The 22,510-nt window shown below is 67.3% G+C and carries 24 protein-coding genes and 2 tRNA genes; 2 read left to right on the top strand and 24 right to left on the bottom strand.

Annotation, left to right across the window (positions count from 1 at the left end; all coding sequences use genetic code 11):
• Window positions 1-9: 9 nt before the first annotated feature.
• The 24 genes from lon to D893_RS07565 all read right to left on the bottom strand — a co-directional run bounded on the left by lon (window position 10) and on the right by D893_RS07565 (window position 21,075).
• Window positions 10-2,490 (bottom strand): endopeptidase La, encoded by a 2,481-nt coding sequence (gene lon, locus D893_RS07680; protein ID WP_018946395.1) that lies wholly within the window; start codon window positions 2,488-2,490, stop codon window positions 10-12.
• Between the two features lie 87 nt (window positions 2,491-2,577).
• Window positions 2,578-3,858 (bottom strand): ATP-dependent Clp protease ATP-binding subunit ClpX, encoded by a 1,281-nt coding sequence (gene clpX, locus D893_RS07675; RefSeq protein WP_018946396.1) that lies wholly within the window; start codon window positions 3,856-3,858, stop codon window positions 2,578-2,580.
• A gap of 91 nt (window positions 3,859-3,949) precedes the next feature.
• Window positions 3,950-4,603: an ATP-dependent Clp endopeptidase proteolytic subunit ClpP gene (gene clpP / locus D893_RS07670; protein WP_018946397.1), complete on the bottom strand. Its 654-nt coding sequence runs from the start codon at window positions 4,601-4,603 to the stop codon at window positions 3,950-3,952.
• Entirely contained in the window at window positions 4,600-5,907 is a 1,308-nt protein-coding gene (tig, locus tag D893_RS07665; RefSeq protein ID WP_018946398.1) for a trigger factor, read from the bottom strand. The genes clpP and tig overlap by 4 nt, the downstream gene beginning before the upstream one ends.
• 76 nt (window positions 5,908-5,983) lie before the next feature.
• Window positions 5,984-6,070, bottom strand: a tRNA-Leu gene (locus D893_RS07660).
• 95 nt (window positions 6,071-6,165) lie between these two features.
• Window positions 6,166-6,241 (bottom strand) — tRNA-Lys (locus tag D893_RS07655).
• A 103-nt stretch (window positions 6,242-6,344) separates the two neighbouring features.
• Window positions 6,345-7,616: a YeeE/YedE family protein gene (locus D893_RS07650; protein WP_018946399.1), complete on the bottom strand. Its 1,272-nt coding sequence runs from the start codon at window positions 7,614-7,616 to the stop codon at window positions 6,345-6,347.
• Window positions 7,617-7,778: 162 nt separating this feature from the next.
• Complete coding sequence (queC, locus tag D893_RS07645) at window positions 7,779-8,465, bottom strand: 7-cyano-7-deazaguanine synthase QueC (protein ID WP_018946400.1); 687 nt, start codon at window positions 8,463-8,465, stop codon at window positions 7,779-7,781.
• Window positions 8,465-9,157, bottom strand: a complete 693-nt coding sequence (gene queE, locus D893_RS07640; RefSeq protein WP_110619508.1) for a 7-carboxy-7-deazaguanine synthase QueE — start codon at window positions 9,155-9,157, stop codon at window positions 8,465-8,467. The genes queC and queE overlap by 1 nt, the downstream gene beginning before the upstream one ends.
• 2 nt (window positions 9,158-9,159) lie before the next feature.
• A complete protein-coding gene (ybgF, locus tag D893_RS07635; RefSeq protein ID WP_018946402.1) occupies window positions 9,160-9,987 on the bottom strand; it encodes a tol-pal system protein YbgF in 828 nt (275 codons plus the stop codon).
• Window positions 9,987-10,556 carry a peptidoglycan-associated lipoprotein Pal gene (gene pal / locus D893_RS07630; RefSeq protein WP_018946403.1) on the bottom strand — a complete coding sequence of 190 codons (570 nt, stop codon included), beginning with the start codon at window positions 10,554-10,556 and terminating at the stop codon, window positions 9,987-9,989. The genes ybgF and pal overlap by 1 nt, the downstream gene beginning before the upstream one ends.
• Window positions 10,557-10,609: 53 nt before the next feature.
• The gene (gene tolB / locus D893_RS07625; RefSeq protein ID WP_018946404.1) at window positions 10,610-11,899 is read right to left on the bottom strand and encodes a Tol-Pal system beta propeller repeat protein TolB; all 1,290 of its coding nucleotides are present in this window, start codon (window positions 11,897-11,899) and stop codon (window positions 10,610-10,612) included.
• Between the two features lie 43 nt (window positions 11,900-11,942).
• Window positions 11,943-12,902 (bottom strand): cell envelope integrity protein TolA, encoded by a 960-nt coding sequence (tolA, locus tag D893_RS07620; protein ID WP_019569115.1) that lies wholly within the window; start codon window positions 12,900-12,902, stop codon window positions 11,943-11,945.
• A gap of 10 nt (window positions 12,903-12,912) precedes the next feature.
• Complete coding sequence (gene tolR / locus D893_RS07615) at window positions 12,913-13,362, bottom strand: protein TolR (protein ID WP_018946406.1); 450 nt, start codon at window positions 13,360-13,362, stop codon at window positions 12,913-12,915.
• 3 nt (window positions 13,363-13,365) lie between these two features.
• Complete coding sequence (gene tolQ, locus D893_RS07610; RefSeq protein WP_024329003.1) at window positions 13,366-14,043, bottom strand: protein TolQ; 678 nt, start codon at window positions 14,041-14,043, stop codon at window positions 13,366-13,368.
• Between the two features lie 30 nt (window positions 14,044-14,073).
• On the bottom strand, window positions 14,074-14,511 hold the full coding sequence (gene ybgC, locus D893_RS07605) for a tol-pal system-associated acyl-CoA thioesterase (protein WP_018946408.1): 438 nt from the start codon (window positions 14,509-14,511) through the stop codon (window positions 14,074-14,076).
• Window positions 14,508-15,536, bottom strand: a complete 1,029-nt coding sequence (gene ruvB, locus D893_RS07600; RefSeq protein ID WP_018946409.1) for a Holliday junction branch migration DNA helicase RuvB — start codon at window positions 15,534-15,536, stop codon at window positions 14,508-14,510. Before ruvB ends, ybgC begins: the two co-directional genes overlap by 4 nt.
• A 98-nt stretch (window positions 15,537-15,634) precedes the next feature.
• Window positions 15,635-16,246, bottom strand: coding sequence for a Holliday junction branch migration protein RuvA (ruvA, locus tag D893_RS07595; RefSeq protein ID WP_018946410.1), 612 nt, complete (start codon window positions 16,244-16,246; stop codon window positions 15,635-15,637).
• The gene (gene ruvC / locus D893_RS07590) at window positions 16,243-16,755 is read right to left on the bottom strand and encodes a crossover junction endodeoxyribonuclease RuvC (protein WP_018946411.1); all 513 of its coding nucleotides are present in this window, start codon (window positions 16,753-16,755) and stop codon (window positions 16,243-16,245) included. The genes ruvA and ruvC overlap by 4 nt, the downstream gene beginning before the upstream one ends.
• A 29-nt stretch (window positions 16,756-16,784) precedes the next feature.
• A complete protein-coding gene (locus tag D893_RS07585) occupies window positions 16,785-17,528 on the bottom strand; it encodes a YebC/PmpR family DNA-binding transcriptional regulator (RefSeq protein WP_018870022.1) in 744 nt (247 codons plus the stop codon).
• Between the two features lie 57 nt (window positions 17,529-17,585).
• On the bottom strand, window positions 17,586-18,215 hold the full coding sequence (locus D893_RS07580; RefSeq protein WP_018946412.1) for an alpha/beta hydrolase: 630 nt from the start codon (window positions 18,213-18,215) through the stop codon (window positions 17,586-17,588).
• Window positions 18,216-18,234: 19 nt separating this feature from the next.
• Window positions 18,235-20,022 (bottom strand): aspartate--tRNA ligase, encoded by a 1,788-nt coding sequence (gene aspS, locus D893_RS07575; protein WP_018946413.1) that lies wholly within the window; start codon window positions 20,020-20,022, stop codon window positions 18,235-18,237.
• Window positions 20,023-20,122: 100 nt separating this feature from the next.
• Entirely contained in the window at window positions 20,123-20,773 is a 651-nt protein-coding gene (locus D893_RS07570; protein ID WP_018946414.1) for a DUF502 domain-containing protein, read from the bottom strand.
• Between the two features lie 5 nt (window positions 20,774-20,778).
• Window positions 20,779-21,075 (bottom strand): zinc ribbon domain-containing protein, encoded by a 297-nt coding sequence (locus D893_RS07565; RefSeq protein WP_018946415.1) that lies wholly within the window; start codon window positions 21,073-21,075, stop codon window positions 20,779-20,781.
• A gap of 170 nt (window positions 21,076-21,245) precedes the next feature.
• On the opposite strand from D893_RS07565, the gene D893_RS07560 reads away from it, so the two are divergent.
• Window positions 21,246-21,623, top strand: coding sequence for a DsrE family protein (locus D893_RS07560; RefSeq protein WP_018946416.1), 378 nt, complete (start codon window positions 21,246-21,248; stop codon window positions 21,621-21,623).
• A 16-nt stretch (window positions 21,624-21,639) separates the two neighbouring features.
• On the top strand, window positions 21,640-22,500 hold the full coding sequence (locus tag D893_RS07555) for an SDR family oxidoreductase (RefSeq protein ID WP_110619484.1): 861 nt from the start codon (window positions 21,640-21,642) through the stop codon (window positions 22,498-22,500).
• The last annotated feature ends 10 nt before the right edge of the window (window positions 22,501-22,510 follow it).

Genomic DNA, 22,510 nt, shown 5'->3' with positions numbered 1-22,510 from the left:
GCGGACCGATCAGTGATGCCGGACTCGACCACGCCCCCGCGACGGTTTCTTCTTGCCGGAGACGACTTCTTCGGCGGGCTCCTCGCCCTCCGCCGGCTCGCCGGTACGGGCTTCCGGCATCTCGGCCAGGGCGACTTCCAGCACCTCGTCGATCCAGCGCACCGGGCGAATATCCAGCTTCTGCTTGATGTTCTTCGGGATATCCACCAGATCCTTCTCGTTTTCCTCGGGGATCAGGACCGTACGGATACCCCCGCGATGCGCCGCCAGCAGTTTCTCCTTGAGCCCGCCGATCGGCAGCACCTGCCCGCGGAGGGTGATCTCGCCGGTCATGGCCACATCGGCACGCACGGGGATGTCGGTCAGGGCGGAAACGATGGCCGTGCACATACCGATACCTGCAGACGGTCCGTCCTTGGGCGTGGCCCCCTCGGGAACGTGGATGTGGAGGTCCTTGTTCTCGTGGAAATTCTCTTCCAGACCGAGGGCGGCAGCGCGGGACCGGACCACTGTCAGCGCGGCGTGGATGGACTCCTGCATCACGTCCCCCAGCTTGCCGGTTTGCTGGGTCTTGCCCTTGCCGGGCACCGCCGAGGCCTCAATGGTCAGCAGTTCACCGCCCACCTCGGTCCACGCCAGCCCGGTAACCTGGCCGACCCGGTCGGCCTCGTCGGCCTGGCCGAAGCGGTAGCGCCGGACACCCAGGTACTTGTCCAGGGTCTTCGGCGTCACCGAAGTCATGCGGTCGGCGTCTCTGCCCTTCGACAGGGTGCGCTGCTTGACCACCTTGCGGCAGATCTTGGCGATCTCGCGCTCCAGCGCACGCACCCCGGCCTCGCGGGTGTAGTAGCGGACCACGTCGCGCACCGCCGCATCGGAGATGTTGATTTCGCCCTTCTTCAGACCATTGGTCTTGATCTGCTTGGGGATCAGGTAGGTGTGCGCGATATTGACCTTTTCGTCCTCGGTGTAGCCGGACAAGCGGATCACTTCCATGCGGTCCAGCAGCGGCCCGGGGATGTGCATGCTGTTGGCCGTGGCCACGAACATCACGTCCGAGAGATCGAAGTCCACCTCCAGGTAGTGGTCACTGAAGGTGTGGTTCTGTTCCGGATCCAGTACCTCGAGCATCGCCGAGGCCGGATCGCCACGGAAATCCATGGCCATCTTGTCGATCTCGTCGAGCAGGAACAGCGGGTTGCGCACCCCGACCTTGGACAGGTTCTGGATGATCTTGCCCGGAAGCGACCCGATATAGGTGCGCCGGTGACCGCGGATCTCGGCCTCGTCGCGTACCCCGCCCAGCGCCATGCGCATGAACTTGCGGTTGGTGGCCCGCGCGATGGACTGCCCCAGCGAGGTCTTGCCGACGCCGGGCGGCCCCACCAGACACAGGATCGGGCCCTTCAGCTTGCGCACGCGCGACTGCACGGCGAGGTATTCCAGGATGCGCTGCTTGACCTCTTCCAGCCCGTAGTGATCCTCGTTGAGGATCTTCTCGGCACGCTTGAGATCCTTGGAGACGCGGGTCTTCTTCTTCCACGGCAGCGACACCAGCCAGTCGATGTAGCTGCGCACCACCGTGGCCTCGGCGGACATCGGCGACATCATCTTGAGCTTGTTGAGCTCGGCGGTCGCCTTCTTCTTCGCCTCTTCGGACATCCCGGCGTTTTCGATCTTTTCCGCCAGGTCCTCCTGCTCGTTGGGTGCGTCCTCGAGGTCGCCCAGCTCCTTCTGAATGGCCTTCATCTGCTCATTCAGGTAGTACTCGCGCTGGGACTTCTCCATCTGCTGCTTCACGCGGCCGCGGATCTTCTTCTCGATCTGCAGCACGTCCATCTCGCCCTCGATCTTGGCGACCAGATGCTCCAGGCGCTCGCGCACGTTGGCGATCTCGAGGACCTGCTGCTTCTCCTCGAGCTTCAGCGACATGTGCGCGGCGATGGTGTCGGCCAGGCGCGAGGTGTCGTCGATCCCGGCCAGCGAGGTCAGGATCTCGGGCGGGACCTTCTTGTTCAGCTTGATGTACTGCTCGAACTGGTTCAGCGCGGAGCGCCCGAGGACCTCGAGTTCCTTGTCCTCGGTATCGAATTCCTCGTCGATCAGCTTGATGTCGGAGACGAAGTAGTCTTCTTCCTGCTCCGGATCCCCGGTGGTGGAGACATCCATCACGCGGGCACGCTGCGCGCCTTCCACCAGCACCTTGATGGTGCCGTCGGGCAGGCGCAGCAGCTGCAGGATGTTGCCGAGGGTTCCGATCTCGTGGAGATCCCCGGCGTCGGGTTCGTCCACCTCGGCGCTCTTCTGCGCGACAAGGAGGACCTGCTTGTTCTCTGCCATCGCCGAATCCAGCGCGCGAATCGATTTCTCGCGCCCGACGAACAGCGGAATGACCATGTGCGGATACACCACGACATCGCGCAGCGGCAGCACCGCAACGCGCTTCACGGGCGATTCCACCTCGTTCTGGGAAGGACGGTCGTCGGTCATGTGGCCCCCTCAGGGCTGGGCGAATGTAGGGGGGAAATGGGGGCGACCCGCGCGGCTTTCAAGGGTCGCCCGGCCGATGTTTCCCGCTCAGGAGTCCGCGGCGGCCTGCCGGGTGTACGAGGTGTTGTCGTATATCAGGTAGGGCTCGGCGTCCCCGCGGATCACCGCCTCGTCGATCACGACCTTGGTGACCCCCTCCATGGACGGCAGTTCGTACATCGTGTCCAGCAGGATGTTCTCCAGGATGGTCCGCAGGCCGCGGGCACCGGTCTTGCGCTCCAGCGCCTTCGCGGCGATCGCGTGCAGTGCATCGTCGCGGAACTCCAGTTCGACACCCTCCATCTCGAACAGCCGTGCATACTGCTTGATCAGCGCGTTCTTCGGCTGCGTGAGGATCGTGATCAGCGCATCCTCGTCGAGCTCGTCCAGGGTCGCCTGCACCGGCAGACGCCCGACGAATTCCGGGATCAGGCCGTAACGCACCAGATCGTCGGCCTCCAGCTGCTTCAGCCAGCGGTCCGAGGAGGCGTCCTCGTCCTTGCTTGCCAGCGCCGCGGAAAAACCGATGCCGGTCCCTTTCTCCGCCCGCTGCTGGATCACCTTGTCCAGGCCGGAGAAGGCACCACCGCAGATGAACAGGATGTTGCTGGTGTCGACGTTCAGGAATTCCTGCTGCGGATGCTTGCGTCCGCCCTGCGGCGGGATCGAGGCGGTCGTGCCCTCGATCAGCTTGAGCAGGGCCTGCTGCACGCCCTCGCCCGAGACATCACGGGTGATCGAGGGGTTGTCGGCCTTGCGCGACACCTTGTCGATCTCGTCGATGTAGACGATCCCGCTCTCGGCCTTCTCGACGTCGTAATCGCACTTCTGCAGCAGCTTCTGAATGATGTTCTCGACGTCCTCGCCAACGTAGCCCGCCTCGGTCAGGGTGGTCGCGTCGGCGATGGTGAACGGGACGTTGAGCACCCGCGCAAGGGTCTCCGCCAGCAGGGTCTTGCCGGATCCGGTCGGGCCGATCAACAGGATGTTGGACTTCGACAGCTCCACTTCATCCTTGCCGGCCCGCGCCTCCATGCGCTTGTAATGGTTGTAGACGGCGACGGAGAGGATCTTCTTCGCGTCGTTCTGGCCGATTACGTAATCATCCAGGGTGTCCCGGATTTCACGGGGCCGCGGCAGCGAGGCATGCTCGGTCTGGCCGGCCTCCTGCATTTCCTCGCGGATGATGTCGTTGCACAGCTCAACGCACTCATCGCAGATGAACACGGAGGGTCCCGCGATCAGCTTGCGCACCTCGTGCTGGCTTTTCCCGCAGAAGGAGCAGTACAGCAGCTTGCCGTCCGCGGGAGGGGTCTTGTCGTCGCTCATCCGTTGCCCTCGATTGGATTGCAATTCCTTTCGAACATGCCCCGTTTCACCGACCGGTGCAAACGAGCCAAGTGTTCGTGCGGTCTAGGCATCAGGATCCGGCTTTCTCGCCGGCTTCCGCACGATCGGCCAGCACGTTGTCGACCAGGCCGTATTCCTGCGCTTCGGCCGCGGTCATGAAGCGGTCGCGATCCGTGTCCTGCTCGATCTGTTCCACCGTCTGACCGGTGTGCTTCGCCAGCACGCGGTTGAGTTCTTCCTTGATCTTGAGGATCTCGCGGGCATGGATGTCGATGTCCGTCGCCTGACCCTGGAAGCCGCCCAGGGGCTGGTGGATCATCACGCGCGAATGCGGCAGGGCGTAGCGCTTGCCCTCGGCGCCGCCGGCCAGCAGCACCGCCCCCATGCTCGCCGCCTGGCCCACGCAAAGCGTGGACACCTGCGGCTTGATGAACTGCATGGTGTCGTAGATCGCCATGCCGGCGGTGACCGCACCACCCGGCGAATTGATGTAGAGGCTGATTTCCTTGTCCGGATTCTCGGATTCCAGGAACAGCATCTGCGCGACGATCACGTTGGCCATGTAGTCCTCGACCGGCCCCACGCAGAAGATCACCCGGTCTTTCAGCAGCCGGGAGTAGATGTCATAGGCGCGTTCGCCGCGGGCGGTCTGCTCGACCACCATCGGCACCAGGTTCAGGCCCTGGGTATGCTGCGCGCCCTGATCGCCCATGTCGTGCGTCATTCGCTCGACTCCTTGTTCGGATTCATTACGTCCTGGAAGGTGGTGGGCTTGTCGGTGACGTTGCCCTGTTCCACCACCCAGTCCACCACCTGGTCTTCCAGGACGATGGACTCCAGGTTCTGCATGGCCTGGGGCTGCGTGCGGTAGTACTGCTTGACCTCTTCGGGGTCTTCGTAGGTCGCGGCCATGTTGTCGAGCTCCTGCTCGACCCGCTCGCGATCCACCTCGAAGCCCTTGTCGTCGATCAGATGCCGCAGCACCAGGCCCAGGCGCACCCGCCGTTTCGCCTCTTCCTCGAACAGGCTGTCCGGCAGCGGCTGCGTCTGCTCCGCCCCGCCGAACCGCTTCTCGGCGTCTTCGCGCAGGCGGTTGATTTCGGATTTCACCAGGGCATCCGGCAGGTCGAAGCCGTGGCGTTCCACCAGCGCATCCATGACCTGCTGCTTGATCTTGCTCTTCAGAGCCTGATTCAGCTCCCGCTCCATGTTGGACCGCACATCCTCGCGAAGTTTCTCCACCGAGCCGTCCTCGATGCCGAATTTCTCCGCGAAGGCCGCGTCGACCGCGGGCAGCCGGGCCTCTTCCACCGCCTTGACCGTGATATCGAAGGTCGCGGTCCGGCCCTTGAGGACCTCCGCCGGGTAATCCTCGGGGAAGGTGACCTCGATGGTCTTTTCCTCGCCCGTTTTCACGCCTTCGAGCTGGTTCTCGAACTCCGCCAGCAGCCGCCCGCTGCCGATCTCCACCTGAAAGTCCTCGGCCTGTCCGCCCTCGAAGGCCTCGCCGTCGAGCTTGCCGAGGAAGTCCAGGGTGATGCGGTCGCCCGAGGCCGCCGCACGCTCGACCGCCTGCCATTCCTTGTGCTGTTCGCGCAGGGTGTCGATCACGCGATCGATGTCCTCGTCACCGATTTCGGCCACCGGGCGTTCGATCTCGACCCCGGACAGGTCGGCGACCTCGATCTCCGGGAAGACCTGAAAGGACGCCTCGAACTCGATCGGCTGACCGTTTTCCACCGATTTCGGCTCGATGCTCGGGCTGCCGGCCGGCTCCAGGCCCTCCTGCTGCACCGCCTCGCGGTAACTCTCCTGCAGGACTTCGCTGAGCACCTCCTGGTACACCCCGGCCCCGTAGCGCTGACGCACCACCTTGAGCGGCACCTTGCCCGGGCGGAACCCGTCGAGCCGGACCCGCTTGGCGAGGTTCTTCAGGCGGTTGTCGACCTCGGTGTCGACGCGTTCGGAGGGGACCTGGACGGTCATCTTGCGGTCCAGGTTGCCAGTGGCTTCAACGGAAACTTGCATGGAGGGCCTCGTCAAATGGTTCGGAAATCGTCGTGTCCGGGCGCGGGGCCGTCGTCTCGCGGCCGGACGGGGTTCCTGGTGCGAAAGGAGAGACTCGAACTCTCACGGGTGTTACCCCACTGGGACCTAAACCCAGCGCGTCTACCAGTTCCGCCACTTTCGCCGTTGGTTTCGTAACCCGACATTGTAGCGTGTCTGCATGCCGGAAACACAAAAGGCCCGCTGAACGGGCCTTGTGCCGGTCCGGGACCGGGGAGATGGTGGGTCGTGTAGGATTCGAACCTACGACCAATGGATTAAAAGTCCACTGCTCTACCAACTGAGCTAACGACCCGTGTGATCTGCAACGGGGGCGTAGTGTACGGCCCCGTCACCAAAACGCAAGGCGGGCCGCGATCGCGGCCCGCCCGGGCAGAAGGTTCCCGCCCCGCCGGCGATCAGATCGCTTCGAGGCTGCGCATCTTCGACGGCAGGAGCTTCATGTCCACCAGCGAGGTGATCAGCGCCTTGCCGAAGCTGGCTTCGTCTTCGTAGACCATCTTGTAGTACTGGATCTTCATGGTCAGGGCCGCGCCGAACACGATGAAGATGAAGGTCAGGAACCCGCCGATCGCCAGCGTGGAGACCCCGGTGATGGCCTGCCCCACGGTACAGCCCATCGCGAGGATGCCGCCCACGCCCATCAGGATGCCCCCGGCGAAGTGGTTCCAGAAATCACGCAGGGACGAGAACCACTCAATGCGGAAGCTGCGCGACACCAGCGACCAGAAGAACGAGCCCAGGATCACGCCCGCCAGCGCCATCACGCCGAAATACAGGAAGCGGCTGTCGAAGCCTTCCTTCACGTAGGCCGCGCTCTGGCCCATCGGCGCGATGAAGGTGAAGGACTGGTTGTTCCAGAAACGCACCTGGTCGGCCGGGCGCTCTTCACCGGGCTCGCCCAGGAAATCCCAGTCGGCCAGATAGGCCGTCGGGGTGTAGGTGTCACCCATCTCGTCGGCGACCTGCACGTTGCTGGTCAGCCACCAGGCACCGATCACCACCAGGCCGATCACCAGCCCGCCCAGGATGTTGTCGAAGCTCTTGCGGAAGTCCGCCGCCTTGAAGATCAGCGCCAGCAGCAGCACGCCGATGACCAGGCCCAGCACCAGACGCGCGGTGCCGTCGGCATCGCCCGCGACGATCGAGCCAAGATCCTGGCCGCCGGACAGCGTGATCGCGGTGGCGTCCATCCAGCCGAACAGCAGCTGATTGAGGGTCTCGCCGGTGCCGAACACCGACTGCGTGCTCAGCAGGAAGTAGGCGACGATGCCGATCAGGACCATCACCATCACCGACTTGATGTTGCCGCCGCCCACGCGCACCAGGGTCTTGTTACCGCAGCCCGAGCCGTAGGTCATGCCGATCCCGAACAGGAAACCGCCCAGCACGTGCCCGAGCCAGTTCAGGTTGTCCATGCGATAGGGAGGAAACGAACCTTCGGCGCTCAGCACGCCAAAGAATTCCAGGGTGCTCACGCCCAGCATGGCCACGGCGATGGCCAGCAGCCAGGAGCGCATGCGCCCGGTGTCACCCATGTTCACCCAGTCGGAGACCGCGCCCATGGTGCAGAAGTTGGTCTTGTTGGCGACCGCCCCCATGATGAAGGCGAGGATGAACGTCCCGACCAGCACCGCCGTGGCGGCTGCGGAAAAGCTGGAGAATTCCATGCGTCAAACCCTCTTGATCAGTTGTCACTCGGGCTGCACGACCGACCGGAGCAAGGTATCCGGTTTCGCCGTTCAGGGCCGCGCAGCATACATCGACCACCAGACGAGATCGAGAGAGGTTTCATTCCGTGCTTCCCCGGGCGAATCTTCCGGGGCCGGGGCTCATCCGGCGTAACGGGTGGGATCGGGGATCCCGGCCGCCGCAAAACCGTCGGCACGCAGGCGGCAGGAATCGCAGGTGCCACAGGCGCGCCCGTCCGCGTCGGCCCGGTAACATGACACCGTCAGCGAATAGTCCACGCCCAGACGCGCCCCTTCGCGGATGATCTGCGCCTTGCTCAGATGCATCAGCGGGGCCTCCACCGACCATGGCGCGCCCTCCACGCCGGTGGCCGTCGCAACGCGCGCCAGGGACTGAAAGGCCTCGATGAACGCGGGGCGGCAATCGGGATAGCCGGAGTAGTCGACCGCGTTGGCGCCCACCACCAGGCGGTGGGCGCCCAGGGTCTCGGCAAACCCCAGTGCCAGCGACAGAAACACGGTGTTGCGCGCCGGCACGTAGGTCACCGGGATACCTTCGCCGCCGGCCTCGGGCACCTCGATGGCCGAGTCGGTCAGCGCGGAGCCACCAATGGCAGTCAGGTCGACACGGACCACGCGATGGTCGGCCACTCCGGCGGCCGCGGCCACACGCCGCGCCGCCTGCAGCTCGGTGGCGTGGCGCTGCCCGTAGTCGACCGACAGGGCGTGACATTCCAGCCCCTGTTCCTGCACCAGCGCCAGGCAGGTGGCCGAGTCCAGTCCGCCCGACAGCAGGACCACGGCGCGTTCATTCGCCCCCGTGGCCATCAACGCCCCGGCTCGTCGCCCCACAGCCACTTGTGCAGCTGCATCTGAAAACGCACCGGCAGGCGTTCGGCCACGATCCAGTCGGCCAGCAGCCGCGGCTCCAGCTCGCCATGTACCGGGGAAAACAGGACTTCCACCGCCGAATCCAGGCCCATCCCGGAGAGGGCGTCACGCGCCCATTCGAAATCCGCCCGGTTGGCGAGCACGAACTTCAGCTGGTCGCCCTCCCCCAGATACGCGAGGTTTTCCGCCCGGTTACGCCCGGACTCGCAGGACGCGGGTGCCTTCCAGTCCATGACCAGCCCGGCGCGCGGATCCACGTCGCTCACGTCCATGGCACCGGAGGTCTCGATCGTGACCGCCAGGCCGGCATCGCACAGGCCCGTGATCAGGGCACGGCTGCCCGGCTGGGCCAGCGGCTCACCCCCGGTGACACACACGTGGCGCACCCCCTCGCCCGTCACCCGCTGCAGCACCGTGGCCACGTCGGTGGTCTCGCCGCCCTCGAAGGCGTATTCGGTGTCACACCAGCGACAGCGCAGCGGGCAGCCGGTCAGGCGCACGAACACCGTGGGCCAGCCCACCTGCGCGGCCTCGCCCTGCAGCGAAACGAACATCTCGCTCAGGCGCAGCCGGGGTGCACCCCCGGACGCGGAGGCCGGTGCCGTGGCGCGGCGCAGCGGTGCTTCCACGTTCACGAGCCATCCATCCGCTGCAGGCGTTCGCGCGCGAGGCGATCCAGCGTGGTGCCGCCGTATTCCTCGCGCACCTGTTCCAGCGCCTCGCTTGCGGCCTCGAAATCCTCGAGCTCGTAATGCGAGTAACCGATCTTCAGCAGGGCATCGCCCTGCTTGTCACTCTCCGGGAACTGCTCACGCAACCGCTCGAAGTCTTCCAGCGCGGCCTCGAAATCGCCACTGGCGTATTTGGCTTCGGCCAGCCAGTACCAGGCGTTGGCGGCAAAATCCCCGTCCGGGAACCGCTCGATGAACGCCTCCAGCTGCCGGATCGCCCCGGCATAATCCCCGTCCATCAGGACCGAGAAGGCCTCCTGGTAGGCCTCCTGCTCGCCCGCGTCCGGCAGATCGAAATCCACCACTTCTTCTTGCGGCGCCTCGCCTTCGCTGGCGACGCCTCCGGCCTCCAGCGTCGCCAGCCGCTCGTCCAGATGAGCAAACTGGTCCCGCTGGCGCTCTTCCAGGCGGTCAAGGCGGTGATTCAGGGTATCGACTTCTCCGCGCAGATTGCGCAGATCCCGCTGCATCTCCTCGACGCCGCGCAGCATGTCCGCCAGCGCACTGGAATCCAGCCTGCGCTCGATGCGATCCAGCCGGCGGTCCAGCTCGCGCACCTGCGACTGCGTCGCCACGATGCCGTCTTCCTGCGCCAGCACCGGGGGGCCGGCCAGCAGCAGCGCCGGAAGCATCCCGGCCAGCAGGGCGCCCCGAAGGGCACCCTGCGGGAAACGCTGCCCGGCCCGCCGCCGAATCGCCTGCATGGGACGCGTATCCATCACCATCATCACTGCCGACGGTCGTATACCAGTTCCACGCGCCGGTTCTGCGCCCAGGCCTCTTCGGTCTGTTCGAAGGCCACCGGCATCTCCTCGCCGTAGCTGACGACCTCGATCTGCTCGTCCTCGGCCCCGTTGAGGTTCAGCACCCGACGCACGGACTGCGCACGGCGCTCGCCCAGCCCCAGGTTGTACTCACGGGTACCCCGTTCGTCGGTATGCCCTTCCAGACGCAGCCGCGCACCGGGGTTGGCCGCGAGATACTCGGCATGCGCCTCCAGCATCTCCTCGTACTCGCGCTTCACCTCGTCACGGTCGAATTCGAAATACACCAAACGCTCGGCCAGCAGGCTGTCCGGGTCATCCAGCGCCGCGGCGTCCAGGCGCCGGTCCTCGCCCAGCCCGCGTGCCTCGCGCTCGCGCCGCTCGCGGGCCTCACGCTCGGCCTCGGTTTCGGCTTCGGCCGCCTCACGTGCCTCACGCTCGGCCGGATCCTCGGCATCGCGCACCGGCTGGGCGCAGGCCACCAGCGAGCCCACGACAAGGGCCAGAATGCCCCAGCGAATCAGGTGGTTCATCGTTTGTTTCCTCAGGGTGTTGTCAATCATCAAAGAATCCGGGCAGACCCTCATTATTCGCCGAGTGGCGACCAGGCCGGTTCACGCACCTCGCCGTCCCGGCCCTCCAGCCGCTGGTGTACCCGGCCATCCCGGCTCACCGAGCCCAGGACGCCACGAGTGCCTTCGCTGATGGCGTACAGAATCATGCTGCCGTTGGGAGCAAAGCTCGGGGATTCGGCATTACCGGAATCGGTCAGTCGCGTGACACGACGGTCGCCGAGATCCAGGCGGGCCAGACGGAAGCCGCCATCGCCCCCCTCCACGTACACTACCGAATCACCGTCCGGGGACACCGTGACACCCGCCGCATATCCGCTCTCGAAGGTCAGCCGCCGGACATCCCCGCCGTCGGCGTCCATGCGGTAGATCTGCGGTGCCCCGGCACGGTCGGAGGTGAAATAGATGGTCCCGCCGTCCGGCGACCACGCCGGCTCGGTCTCGATCGCGGAGGACCGCGTCAGCTGCTCCAGGTCCCCGCTCTGCAGATCCAGCCGATAGATATTGGGACTGCCGTCGCGCGAGAGGCTCAGCGCCAGGTAGCGTCCGTCCGGCGACCACGCCGGCGCACTGTTGATTCCCCGGAACCGGGCCAGGCTCACCCGCTCGCCGCTGCGCACGTCGTGGCGGAAGACCTCGGACTGGCGGTTCTCGAACGACACATACACCAGTTCGTTGCCATCCGGCGACCAGGCCGGAGACATCACCGGATCCGACGAGCGGTACAGGGTGCGCGGATTCGCGCCGTCGGAGTCGGCCACCTGCAGCCGGAACTCGCGGCCGTCGCCGTCGCGCTGCACCTGGACGAAGGCGATGCGCGCACTGAACGCGCCCGGATCACCGGTGATGGCCTCGAACACGAGATCCGACACCCGGTGCCCGCCGCGCCGCAGCATGTCGGCCGGCACCGGGATGCGCCAGCCGCCGAGGCGTTCCTCGGCAAGCACGTCGAACACATGGAAATCCACCACCACACGGTCGCCGTCCGGGCGCTTGCTGCCGACCACCACGTACTCGGCCCCGGCCGCACCCCAGGGCTCCGGAATGAAGTCCGCAGGCCCGGTGGCCCCCGAAGGCAGGTCTTCGCGCAGCACCTCGAACAACCCGCTGCGATGCAGATTGTCCCCCAGGATCCCGCTCATGCGGGTCTCCGGCTCACCTTCGCCGCGCCACTCGAACGGCGCCACGGCTACCGGGATCGCCCCCGACACGCCCTCGGTCACCGTGACCTCCAGCACCGCGTGCGCCTGGGAGGCCCCCAGCATCAGGGCAATCCCGAGCAGGCCCGTCAGGGGCCGCAACATCTTTTTCATCATTGGTGCCTGCAATGCCATTGAAACCTCACCGTCACTGCGGTTCGAACTGGATCCGGACTCCGCGCGCCGCGGCGTCGGCATCCGGCGGCTCCGGCAGGGCACGCAGGCGCTCGATCGCCTCCTCCACGGACGCGCAGAAGGCCGGCCCTCCGGCGCAGCGCTCCACCTCGAAACTGATGATACGCCCGGTCTCGTTGACCCGCACGTGCACCGTCGCCCGGTCCGACGCGCTGACGTCCGCGGGTTCGCGCCAGCGGCGCTGGACCACCGCGCTGGCCTGTGCCTGCCACTCCTCGATCGCCTCGCGGCGTTCGGCGGCCGCCTGCGCCGCCTCGCGCCGTTCCGCGGCCTCGGCCATGCGCTGCATCTCCTCTTCCATGCGTTCGCGCCGGCGCTGCTCCTCGAGTTCGCGCTCGGCTTCGGCACGCCGCTCGGCTTCCTCGCGTGCCCTGCGTTCGGCCTCCTCCTGCTCGCGACGCTCCTGTTCCTCGCGGGCCTGACGTTCGGCCTCCTCGCGTTCGCGCCGTTCCTGCTCCGCGCGCTCGCGTTCCGCTTCCGCCTCGCGCCGGGCCTGTTCAGCGGCCTCGCGCTCGCGCTCCAGACGTTCGGCTTCTTCCTGTGCCTGCCGCCGCGCCCGTTCCGCCTCTTCCAGTGCCTCGCGTCGGGCCTGCTCCTCGGCCTCGCGCCGGCGCTGTTCTTCCAGCCGCTGCTGTTCCTCGGCGCGGCGGCGTTCCTCTTCCTCGCGCAGGGCCTCGGCGATCGCCTCCTGCTCCGCGACTTCGCGTTCATGCTGGATGCGGTCGAAGGTCTCGGCGTCGACCGCCTCGGCCTGAACCACTTCCACCTCGTCGCCGGTCGTGATCTCCAGGGGCTCCCCGGAACGGCTGTCCGGCGCAAGGTTGACGTTCAGCAACAGCGCCGCGAACAGCACGCCATGCAGCGCCAGCACCAGCAGCAGGGCAAACGGATGTTGTCGCAGCAGTTCGAACACGGCGGCCGGTTCAGTCGTCGCGCGGCGGTTCGGTGATCAGGCCCACGCGGCCGCCCCCTGCCCGCTGCAGCGCGATCATCGCGTCGATCACCCGTCCGTAGTCCACATTGCGGTCGCCGCGCACGTAGGTCTGCGTGCCCGGGTGGTCCTCGAGGAACTGGATAACGATCTCGGTCATCTCCTCGGGCGCCAGCGGTTCATTCACCCGCGGTCCCTGGTTGAGGCTCAGCGCGCCCGCGGCGTCCACCGTGACGACCAGCGGTTCGGCCGCCTCGGTCCCGTCATCCAGCGCCTCGGCCTGAGCCTCGGGCAGATCCACTTCCACCCCCTGCTGCAGCATGGGCGCGGTGATCATGAAGATGATCAGCAGCACCAGCATCACGTCGATGAACGGCACGACGTTGATCTGCGACATCGGCCGCCGGCTGCGACGCTGACTGCGGAGCGAGGTCTTCGCCATGGTTTATTCGCCGGTCGTGGCGACCGACGCCTCGCTTGCGCGCGGATGGGACTGGCGGTTGAGCAGGCCCGCGAACTCTTCGCTGAAGTTCTCCAACCGCCCGGCGATGCGATCCACGTCCCCCGAGAAACGGTTGTACGCGATCACCGCCGGGATCGCCGCGAACAGCCCCAGCGCGGTCGCGATCAGGGCCTCGGCAATGCCCGGGGCGACCATTGCCAGGGTCGCCTGCTGCACCCCGGAAAGCCCGAGAAACGCATGCATGATGCCCCAGACGGTACCGAACAGGCCGATGTACGGGCTGGTCGACCCGACCGTGGCCAGGAACTGCAGATAGCGCTCCATGCCGTCCAGCTCGCGCGAGATCGCCACCCGCATCGCGCCCTGGGCCGGCTCGGCGGGCGCCATTCCGTGCTGGCGCGCACGCAGGAACTCCTTGAACCCGGAGGAGAACACATGTTCCATCGGGTTCAGTACGGTCTTGCGCCGCAATCCCTCGTAGAGATGGGACAGATCCGCGCCCGACCAGAAACGTTCCTCGAAGTCATCGGCCGCACGGTCCACGCCGCGCAGCGTGCGCGCCTTTACGATGATGGCCAGCCACGAGAACACCGAGGCCAGCACAAGGATGATCATCACCAGCTGGACCACCAGACTGGCCTCCATGATGAGCTGGTACATCGAAAAATCGACTTCCACGGGTCCTCCCCCTCAGCCGGTTGCTTCGGTCGTGTCTGCGATGGCCGTCTGCATCGCGCGGTGTACGGGCTCGGGCACCGGGGCCGGCACGCCCCGATCCGGATCCATGCAGGCGATCATTACCTCGCCCTGCACCAGCACCTCGCCGTCGCGGATAACCTCCTGGTAAAACCCCACGCTCGCGCGGCGCAGCCGCTGCGGCCGGCACGTCACTTCCAGGGACTGGTCGAAACGCGCCGGCCGGCGCAGGTCCAGGCTGGCGCGACGGACCGCGAGCACCACACCGCAATCGGCCCTCAGACGGTCCTGCCCGTAGCCGAGTTCCCGCAGCCATTCCGTGCGCGCCCGTTCCATGAATTTCAGGTAGTTGGCATGGTAGACCAGCCCGCCGGCGTCGGTGTCCTCGTAATAGACGCGCACCGGCCAGCGAAAATCCGTGGCTGCAGTCATGCACGCCCTCCGCCGGCCAGCAGGTCGCCGTCCCCGCCGGGCAGATCGAACATCGCCAGGGTGCGCCGGGTGGCCTGGCGGCCGCGCGGGGTGCGCTGCAGGTAACCCTGCTGGATCAGGAACGGCTCGACCACGTCCTCGAGGGTGCCGCGATCCTCGTTGAGCGCGGTGGCCAGGCTCTCCACGCCCACCGGCCCGCCATCGAACTTGTCCACCAGCACCTCCAGCAGGCGCCGGTCCTGGGCGTCCAGGCCACCGGCGTCGATCGCCAGCAGATCCAGACCGTGCTCCGCGACCTCGGCGGTAATCACCCCGCTGGCGCGCACCTCGGCGTAGTCGCGCACCCGCCGCAGCAGGCGATTGGCCAGCCGCGGGGTCCCACGCCCGCGCCGCGCGATGGCCTCGGCCCCGGCGGCATCGATGCCCACGCCCAGCAGCCCGGCGGCCCGCTCGACAATATGCGCCAGGTCGGTGACGGAATAATGATTGAGGCGTTGCACGATGCCGAAACGGTCACGCAGCGGCGCCGACAGCAGCCCCGCGCGGGTGGTGGCCCCGACCAGGGTGAATGGCGGCAGATCGACCTTGATGGAGCGCGCGGCCGGCCCTTCGCCGATCACGATGTCCAGCTGCGAGTCCTCCAGCGCGGGGTACAGCACCTCTTCCACCACCGTGGGCAGGCGGTGGATCTCGTCGACGAACAGCACATCGCGCGGTTCCAGCGCGGTGAGGATCGCGGCCAGATCCCCGGCGCGTTCCAGCACCGGGCCGGAGGTCTGGCGCAGCCCCACCCCCAGTTCGTGGGCGACGATGTGCGCCAGGGTCGTCTTGCCCAGCCCCGGCGGACCGGCCACCAGGGTGTGATCCAGGGCCTCGCCCCGGCCGCGGGCGGCATCGATGAACAGACCCAGCTGTTCCACGACCTGCGGCTGGCCGGTGTAGTCCGTCAGCCGTTTCGGCCGCAGGCTCACTTCGGCGCCGGCGTCCTCGGACTGATGCTGCATGTCGACCAGGCGGGATTCCATGCGCTGCAGTATGCATCCTGCCGGGAACCATTTACAGGGGCTCCCGGCTGTGGTTTTCGCGGAATCCGGGCCGGATCACGCCCGCCCGGCATGCAGCCTCAGGAACGCACGGTCGCACGCAGGGCGAGGCGCACCAGGGTCTCCACCGAATCCGCCTGTTCGCGCACCGCGGCCACCATCTTCTCCGCGCTGGCACGCGCATAGCCCAGGGCCTCCAGCGCCGCCAGGGCCTCGTCCTCCATCGACGGGCCGGCCGTAACCGGCGCCGCATCGCCCCCCGCCTCCGGAGCCGACCCGCCAAAGCCGAGTTCGCCCAGACGCTCGCCCAGCTCCAGGGCCACGCGTTCGGCTGTGCGCTTGCCGATCCCGGGCACCTTCGCCAGCCCGGTGGTGTCGCCGGACCGGATCAGCCCGGCGAGCTCGTCGCCGGCATAGGTCGACAGCATCGCCAGCGCCAGACGCGCACCGATGCCGTTCACCCGGATCAGCCGGCGGAACAGGTCACGGTCGCGGCGATGATGGAACCCGTACAGCTGATGGGCGTCCTCGCGCACCACCAGATGGGTGGCCAGCACCACGGTCTCGCCCGGGTCCGGTAACAGGGCCAGCGTGGACACCGGCACGTCCACCTCGTAGCCGACGCCGCCAACGTCCAGCAGCACGCCGCCGGGCTCGCGACTGATCAGGGTCCCCTCCAGACGCGCGATCATGTGCGGCCTCCGCCGATGGCGGCGGCCGGCTGCAACCGCGCCTGGCTGGCATCGGTATGCGCATGGCACAGCGCCACGGCCAGGGCGTCGGCGGCGTCGCTGGACGCCGGTTCGCCGAGAGAAAGGATCTGCTGCGTCATGTGCTGTACCTGCTCCTTGCCGGCACCGCCAACCCCGACCACGGCCAGCTTGATCGCGCGCGGGGTGTATTCGTGGACGGGCAACCCCGCCCGGGTAGCGGCACAGATTGCCGCCCCGCGCGCCTGCCCGAGCTTGATCGCGGACTGCGCATTGCGTGCGACGAACACGCTCTCGATCGCGAGCACGTCGGGGGCCAGCTCGGCGATCACCTCCTCGATCCCCGCAAAGATCTCGCCGAGGCGCTCGGGGAACGCCTTCGCCCGCGGGCGCACCACGCCGTGCCCCAGCGAGCGCGACTGCCGCGACCCGGTTTCGATCACCGCGAAACCGGTCAGGCGCGAACCGGGATCAATGCCGAGGATGCGCACCGCTTCAGCCCCGCCGCCGAATCCGGAGCTCAACCATCGCCGCCCACCCCTTCGGGGAAGTTGGCGTTGGTGTAGACGTTCTGCACATCGTCCAGATCGTCCAGCATGTTCAGGAGCTTCAGCACCGTCTCGGCGGTTTCCTCGTCCAGCGGGGAAAGGGTCTCCGGACGCATGGTGACCTCCGAATTTTCCGGCTCCAGACCGTGATCCAGCAGGGCCTGACGCACGTCCTGATAGGCGTCCGGGTCGGTGAGGACCTCGATGGAACCGTCATCGTCCACCAGCACGTCCTCGGCACCGCCCTCCAGCGCCGGCTCCATCACCGTCTCCTCGTCCAGCCCCGGAGCAAAGCTGATCACGCCCTTCTTCTCGAACAGATAGGCCACCGAACCGTCGGTGCCGAGATTGCCGCCCATCTTGTTGAAGGCATGGCGCACCTCCGACACCGTACGATTGCGGTTGTCGGTCATGCAGTCGACCATGATCGCCGCCCCCCCGGGGCCGTAGCCCTCGTAGCGCAGCTCCTCGTAGGCCTCGCCCTCGGTCTCCCCGGCACCCCGCTTCGCCGCGCGCTCGATGGTGTCGCGCGTCATGTTGTTCTTGAGGGCGTTGTCAAAGGCCAGACGCAGCCGCGGATTGGTCTCCGGATCCGGCCCGCCATGGCGCGCGGCGACGGTGATTTCGCGGATCAGCTTGGTGAACAGCTTGCCGCGCTTGGCGTCCTGCGCACTCTTGCGGTGCTTGATGTTCGCCCACTTGCTGTGACCGGCCATGGTGTTCCGCCTCCTCGTTGCCTGTGCTCAGGGAAACGCTGCTCAGTGTAACGGGGTTCAGAGGTCGAATTCCCCGTGCTCCAGGAAATGCGCGACGGCCTGCGCGACCGGATCGCTGAAGATCAGGCCCATGTGGGTGACCGGTGCCTGGAGATGCCGGGACACTTCCGGCCCCCGGGTCTCCTCCACCGCGACCAGGCCATCATGCGGTTCGGGCAGTTCGGTCAGCAGCGGCCCCGGAAAACGCCCGCGGGTACCGGCGATCATCCCCACCTGGCGCCCGCGCAGCACCGGGCTGCCGCCCAGCAGACCGCGATCCAGCGCGCGCCCCAACCACCAGCGCCCGGCCCGGTTGGCGGCCAGCCGCGCGGCCACCCGACTGCCGGCGAGCGGGGAACCCAGCATCACCACGCGCCCCGGCCGCTGCACCGGCGCCACCGCGAACAGGTGCCGCAGGATCACCCCGCCAAGGCTGTGGCCGACCAGGTGCACCATGTCGTCCGGCAGGGTCTCCAGCCAGGCCGCCAGGGCGCGCGCGACTTCCTCGGGACTGGCCCGGCGCGACGGATAGCGAAACGCCCGCACCCGGTAGCCCGCCGCGCGCAGACGGCGCCGCAGCAGCACCATCTCCACCCCGGTCATGTGCCAGCCATGCAGGGTCACCACCGTGGTCCGCATGGCCGTCATCGCCGCGCTGCCCCCGGGCCTATTGCGCGCCGTCGCCGGCAACCCCGGCCCGCAGGCGGATGCCCAGTTCGCGCAGCGGCTTCTCGCCCACCGGCGCCGGGGCGTCGGTCAGCAGACAGGCCGCGGTCTGGGTCTTGGGGAACGCCATCACGTCGCGGATCGAGTGGGCGCCGCTCATCAACATCACCAGCCGATCCAGCCCGAACGCCAGGCCGCCATGCGGCGGGGCGCCGAAGTTCAGCGCATCCAGCAGGAAGCCGAATTTCTCGCGCGCCTCTTCCTCGCCGATGCCCAGCGCCTCGAACGCGGCCTGCTGCATCTCCGGGTTGTGGATACGGATGGAGCCACCGCCGACCTCAGTGCCGTTAAGCACCATGTCGTAGGCCCGCGACATGGCCTCGCGCGGGTTCTCGCGCAGAGCGTCGGGGCTGTCGGTGGCCGGGGCGGTGAACGGGTGATGCAGGGCGTACAGGCGTTTGTCGTCCGGATCCCACTCGAACATCGGGAAATCCACCACCCACAGCGGGCGCCAGCCGGGCTCGACCAGGCCGCGATCATGGCCGACCTGCACGCGCAGCGCACCCAGCGCCTCGTTCACCACGTCGGCGCGGTCCGCGCCGAAGAAGATCAGGTCGCCGGCGGCCGCGCCAGTACGCGCGAGAATCTCGCGGATCACGTCCTCGGGCAGGAACTTCAGGATCGGCGACTGCAGCCCGTTCGCAGGATCGGCGGGGTCGTTGACCTTGATGTACGCAAGACCCTTCGCCCCGTAGCGTCCGACGAACTCGGTGTAGCCGTCGATCTCCTTGCGGGTCAGCTCCGCCCCGCCCGGCACGCGCAGGGCGGCCACCCGCCCTTCGGGGTCGTTCGCCGGCGCGTTGAAGACCTTGAACTCCACCGCCTGCATCACCTCGGTCAGCTCGGTGAACTCCAGCGGGATGCGCAGATCCGGCTTGTCGGAGCCGAAGCGGGTCATCGCCTCGGCATGACTCATGCGCGGGAACGGATCGTCCAGCTCGATGCCCATGACCTCGCGGAACAGATGACGCATCAGCTCCTCGGTCACGCCCATCACGTCGGCCTCGTCGACGAACGCCATCTCCATGTCCAGCTGGGTGAACTCCGGCTGGCGGTCGGCACGCAGATCCTCATCGCGGAAGCAGCGGGTGATCTGGTAGTAGCGGTCCATGCCGGACATCATCAGCAGCTGCTTGAACAGCTGCGGCGACTGCGGCAGGGCGAAGAAGCTGCCCGCGTGGGTGCGCGACGGCACCAGGTAATCGCGCGCGCCCTCGGGGGTCGCACGCGTCAGCATCGGCGTCTCGAGATCGAGGAAGTCGCGCTCCTCGAGGAACCGGCGCATCGCCGCGGTGACCCGCCCGCGCAGGCGCAGGCGCTCCTGCATCACCGGCCGGCGCAGATCCATGTAGCGATAGCGCAGGCGGGTATCCTCGCCCACGTCCTCGTCATCCAGCGGGAACGGCGGCGTCTTCGCCGCGTTCAGCACCTCCAGCTCCAGCCCGAGGATCTCCACCGCGCCGGTGGTCAGCTCGGGGTTTTCGGTGCCTTCCGGGCGCCGGCGTACGCGCCCGGTCATGCGGATCACGTATTCACTGCGCAGCTGTTCGGCGCGCGCAAAGACCTCGGCACGGTCGGGATCGAACACCACCTGCACCAGTCCCGCGTGATCACGCAGATCGACAAAGATCACGCCGCCGTGGTCGCGGCGGCGGTTGACCCAGCCACACAGGGTCACTTCGGAATCGAGGTCGCGTTCGGTGACCTGCCCACAGAGATGCGTTCGCATTGCGCCGTTCCAGCTGCCGGGCGCGGCATGCCGGTGATGGCGGCCGCGCGGGTTGATCGGGGAAAACGGGCGCGTCACGCCCGTCAAAGGGCCGGAAATGTTACGGCCTGCCCCCGTCCCGCGCAACCGGAAGCGGCGCGCTGACGGGATCATCGGACGGTATCACCACCCCCAGCGACATCACGAACTTGAGCCCGTCCTCCACCGACATGTCCAGCTCGGTGACCTCGGTGCGCGGGGTCAGCAGGACGAAGCCGGAGGTCGGGTTGGGGGCGGTGGGCACGAACACCGTCACCATGTCCTCGCCGGTGCGTTCGCGGGTCTCCGGAGTGGCGGTACCGGTCAGAAACGCGATGGACCAGGTCCCCCGACGGGGATACTCGATCATCACCACCTTGCGAAACGACTCCCCGCCGTTGGTGAAGACCGTCTCGGTAACCTGTTTCACCGCGCCATAGATGGTGCTCACCAGCGGGATGCGCCGCACCACCGCCTCGCCCAGGTGCACCAGACGGCGGCCAACGATGTTGGCCACGATCATCCCGGTCACCAGCACGATCGCCACCGCCAGCACCACCCCGGCACCCGGCAGGTCGAAGCCCAGCCATGCCTCCGGGCGCCAGGCCTCCGGCAGCACCAGCACGCTGTAATCCAGCAGGTCCACCAGCAGCTTGATGACGTAGCCGGTCACCACCAGTGGCAACCAGACCAGCAGGCCCGCGATCACGTAACGCCGGAGCGCGGCCAGCATACGGCTCAGCCTCCGGACGCGGCAGCCTTGCCACCGCTGTCACCGGAACCCGAACTCCCCGAACTGTCCGCACCGGAACTCCCCCCGGAACCTGCACCGTCCTTCAGGTTGCGCTGCCCGCCCTGCTTGAAGTCGGTCTCGTACCAGCCGCCGCCCGACAGGCGGAACCCGGCGGCCGAGACCTGCTTGGTCAGGGCTTCGGCGCCGCACTGCGGGCAGGTGGTGGCGGGCGGGTCGGAGATCTTCTGCAGGATCTCGGAGACCTGGCGGCATTCCTGGCAGGCGTATTCATAGATCGGCATGACGGTATTCTCCCGAAGTCGGTTCATCGATCAACAGTGGATAGCCGTATTATGCGGGCGGCGGCCCGGATTAAAAGCATCCATGGCGATTGCTTCGCGCGGCCGGAGGTCGGATCATGCAGCGCATTGCGCAAACCGTATCCAACCCGCCCTGAAAAGCGAGAGAAGAGATGGCCGACAAGATCGTGATCATGCTCCTGAACCTGGACCTCGACCGCCCCGGCACCCTGGGCGCGCCGTTCTTCCAGGCCACCGTGGCCGCCGCCATGGATCTGGAAGTGGAGATCTACTTCGCCGCGCAGACCACCCGTCTGCTGCGCCGGGGCGTGGCCGAGCAGATGTACCCGGGCGAAGCGCAGGAAAAATCGGTCTACAGTTTCATGCAGGACGCCCACGAGGCCGGCGCGCGATTCTACGCCTGCGCCGGCGCGATGGACGAAAACGGCCTGACGCTGGACAACGCGGTGCCCGAGCTCGATGGCATGCGTGGCGGCGGGGCCTTCATCGGCGAGGTCGTCGAGGACGGTGTCGCCTCCCTCACCTACTGATTCCGGGGGATCCCTCGTGAGTGCCGCCGATACCGATGCCCGCGCCGTCCTGATCACCGGCTGCTCCTCCGGGATCGGGGCCCACGCAGCCCGTTCTCTGCGCGACCGTGGCTATCGCGTGTTCGCCACCGCGCGCGCCGCGGAAGACATCTCGCGTCTGAAGAACGAGGGTTTCGAGGCCCTGCAACTGGACCTCAACGACTCCGCCAGCATCCGCAGCGCGGCGCACGAGGTCCTGCACCGCACCGGCGGGAAGCTCTACGGCCTGTTCAACAACGGCGCCTACGGCCAGCCGGGGGCGGTGGAAGACCTCTCGCGCGCCGCCCTGCGCGCCCAGCTGGAGACCAACGTGCTGGGCTGGCTGGAGCTCACCAACCTGGTGATCCCGGCGATGCGCCGCGCCGGCGAGGGGCGCATTATCCAGAACTCGTCGGTGCTGGGCTTCGCCCCGCTGCGCCTGCGCGGGGCCTACGTCACCTCCAAGTTCGCGATCGAGGGGATGTCCGACACCCTGCGCCAGGAGCTCCACGGCAGCGGCGTCCGGGTCTCCATCATCCAGCCGGGTCCCATCCGCTCCGAATTCCGCGCCAACGCGCTGAAGGCCTTCCGCCAGCACATCCACCGGGCACACAGCCCCTGGGCGCGGACCTACGAGGCCGCCGAGGCGCGCATGGCGAACGCGGAGGCCGACGCCCCGTTCACCCTCGGGCCGGAGGCCGTGACCCGCTGCGTGATCCACGCCCTGGAGGCGCGGCGGCCGAAGCTGCGCTACCGCGTGACCTTCCCCACGCATCTGTTCGCCTTCCTCAAGGCGATCCTGCCGGCGCGCTGGATGGACGCCTTCCTGCGGCTGGTCTCGCGCGGCGAGAACCGCTGAACATCACGGC

Origin of the sequence: Thioalkalivibrio sp. ALE21 (assembly GCF_003208255.1) — a bacterium.
Taxonomy (GTDB): Bacteria; Pseudomonadota; Gammaproteobacteria; order Ectothiorhodospirales; family Ectothiorhodospiraceae; genus Thioalkalivibrio; species Thioalkalivibrio halophilus.
This window is presented reverse-complemented; position numbering and strand designations above follow the sequence as displayed.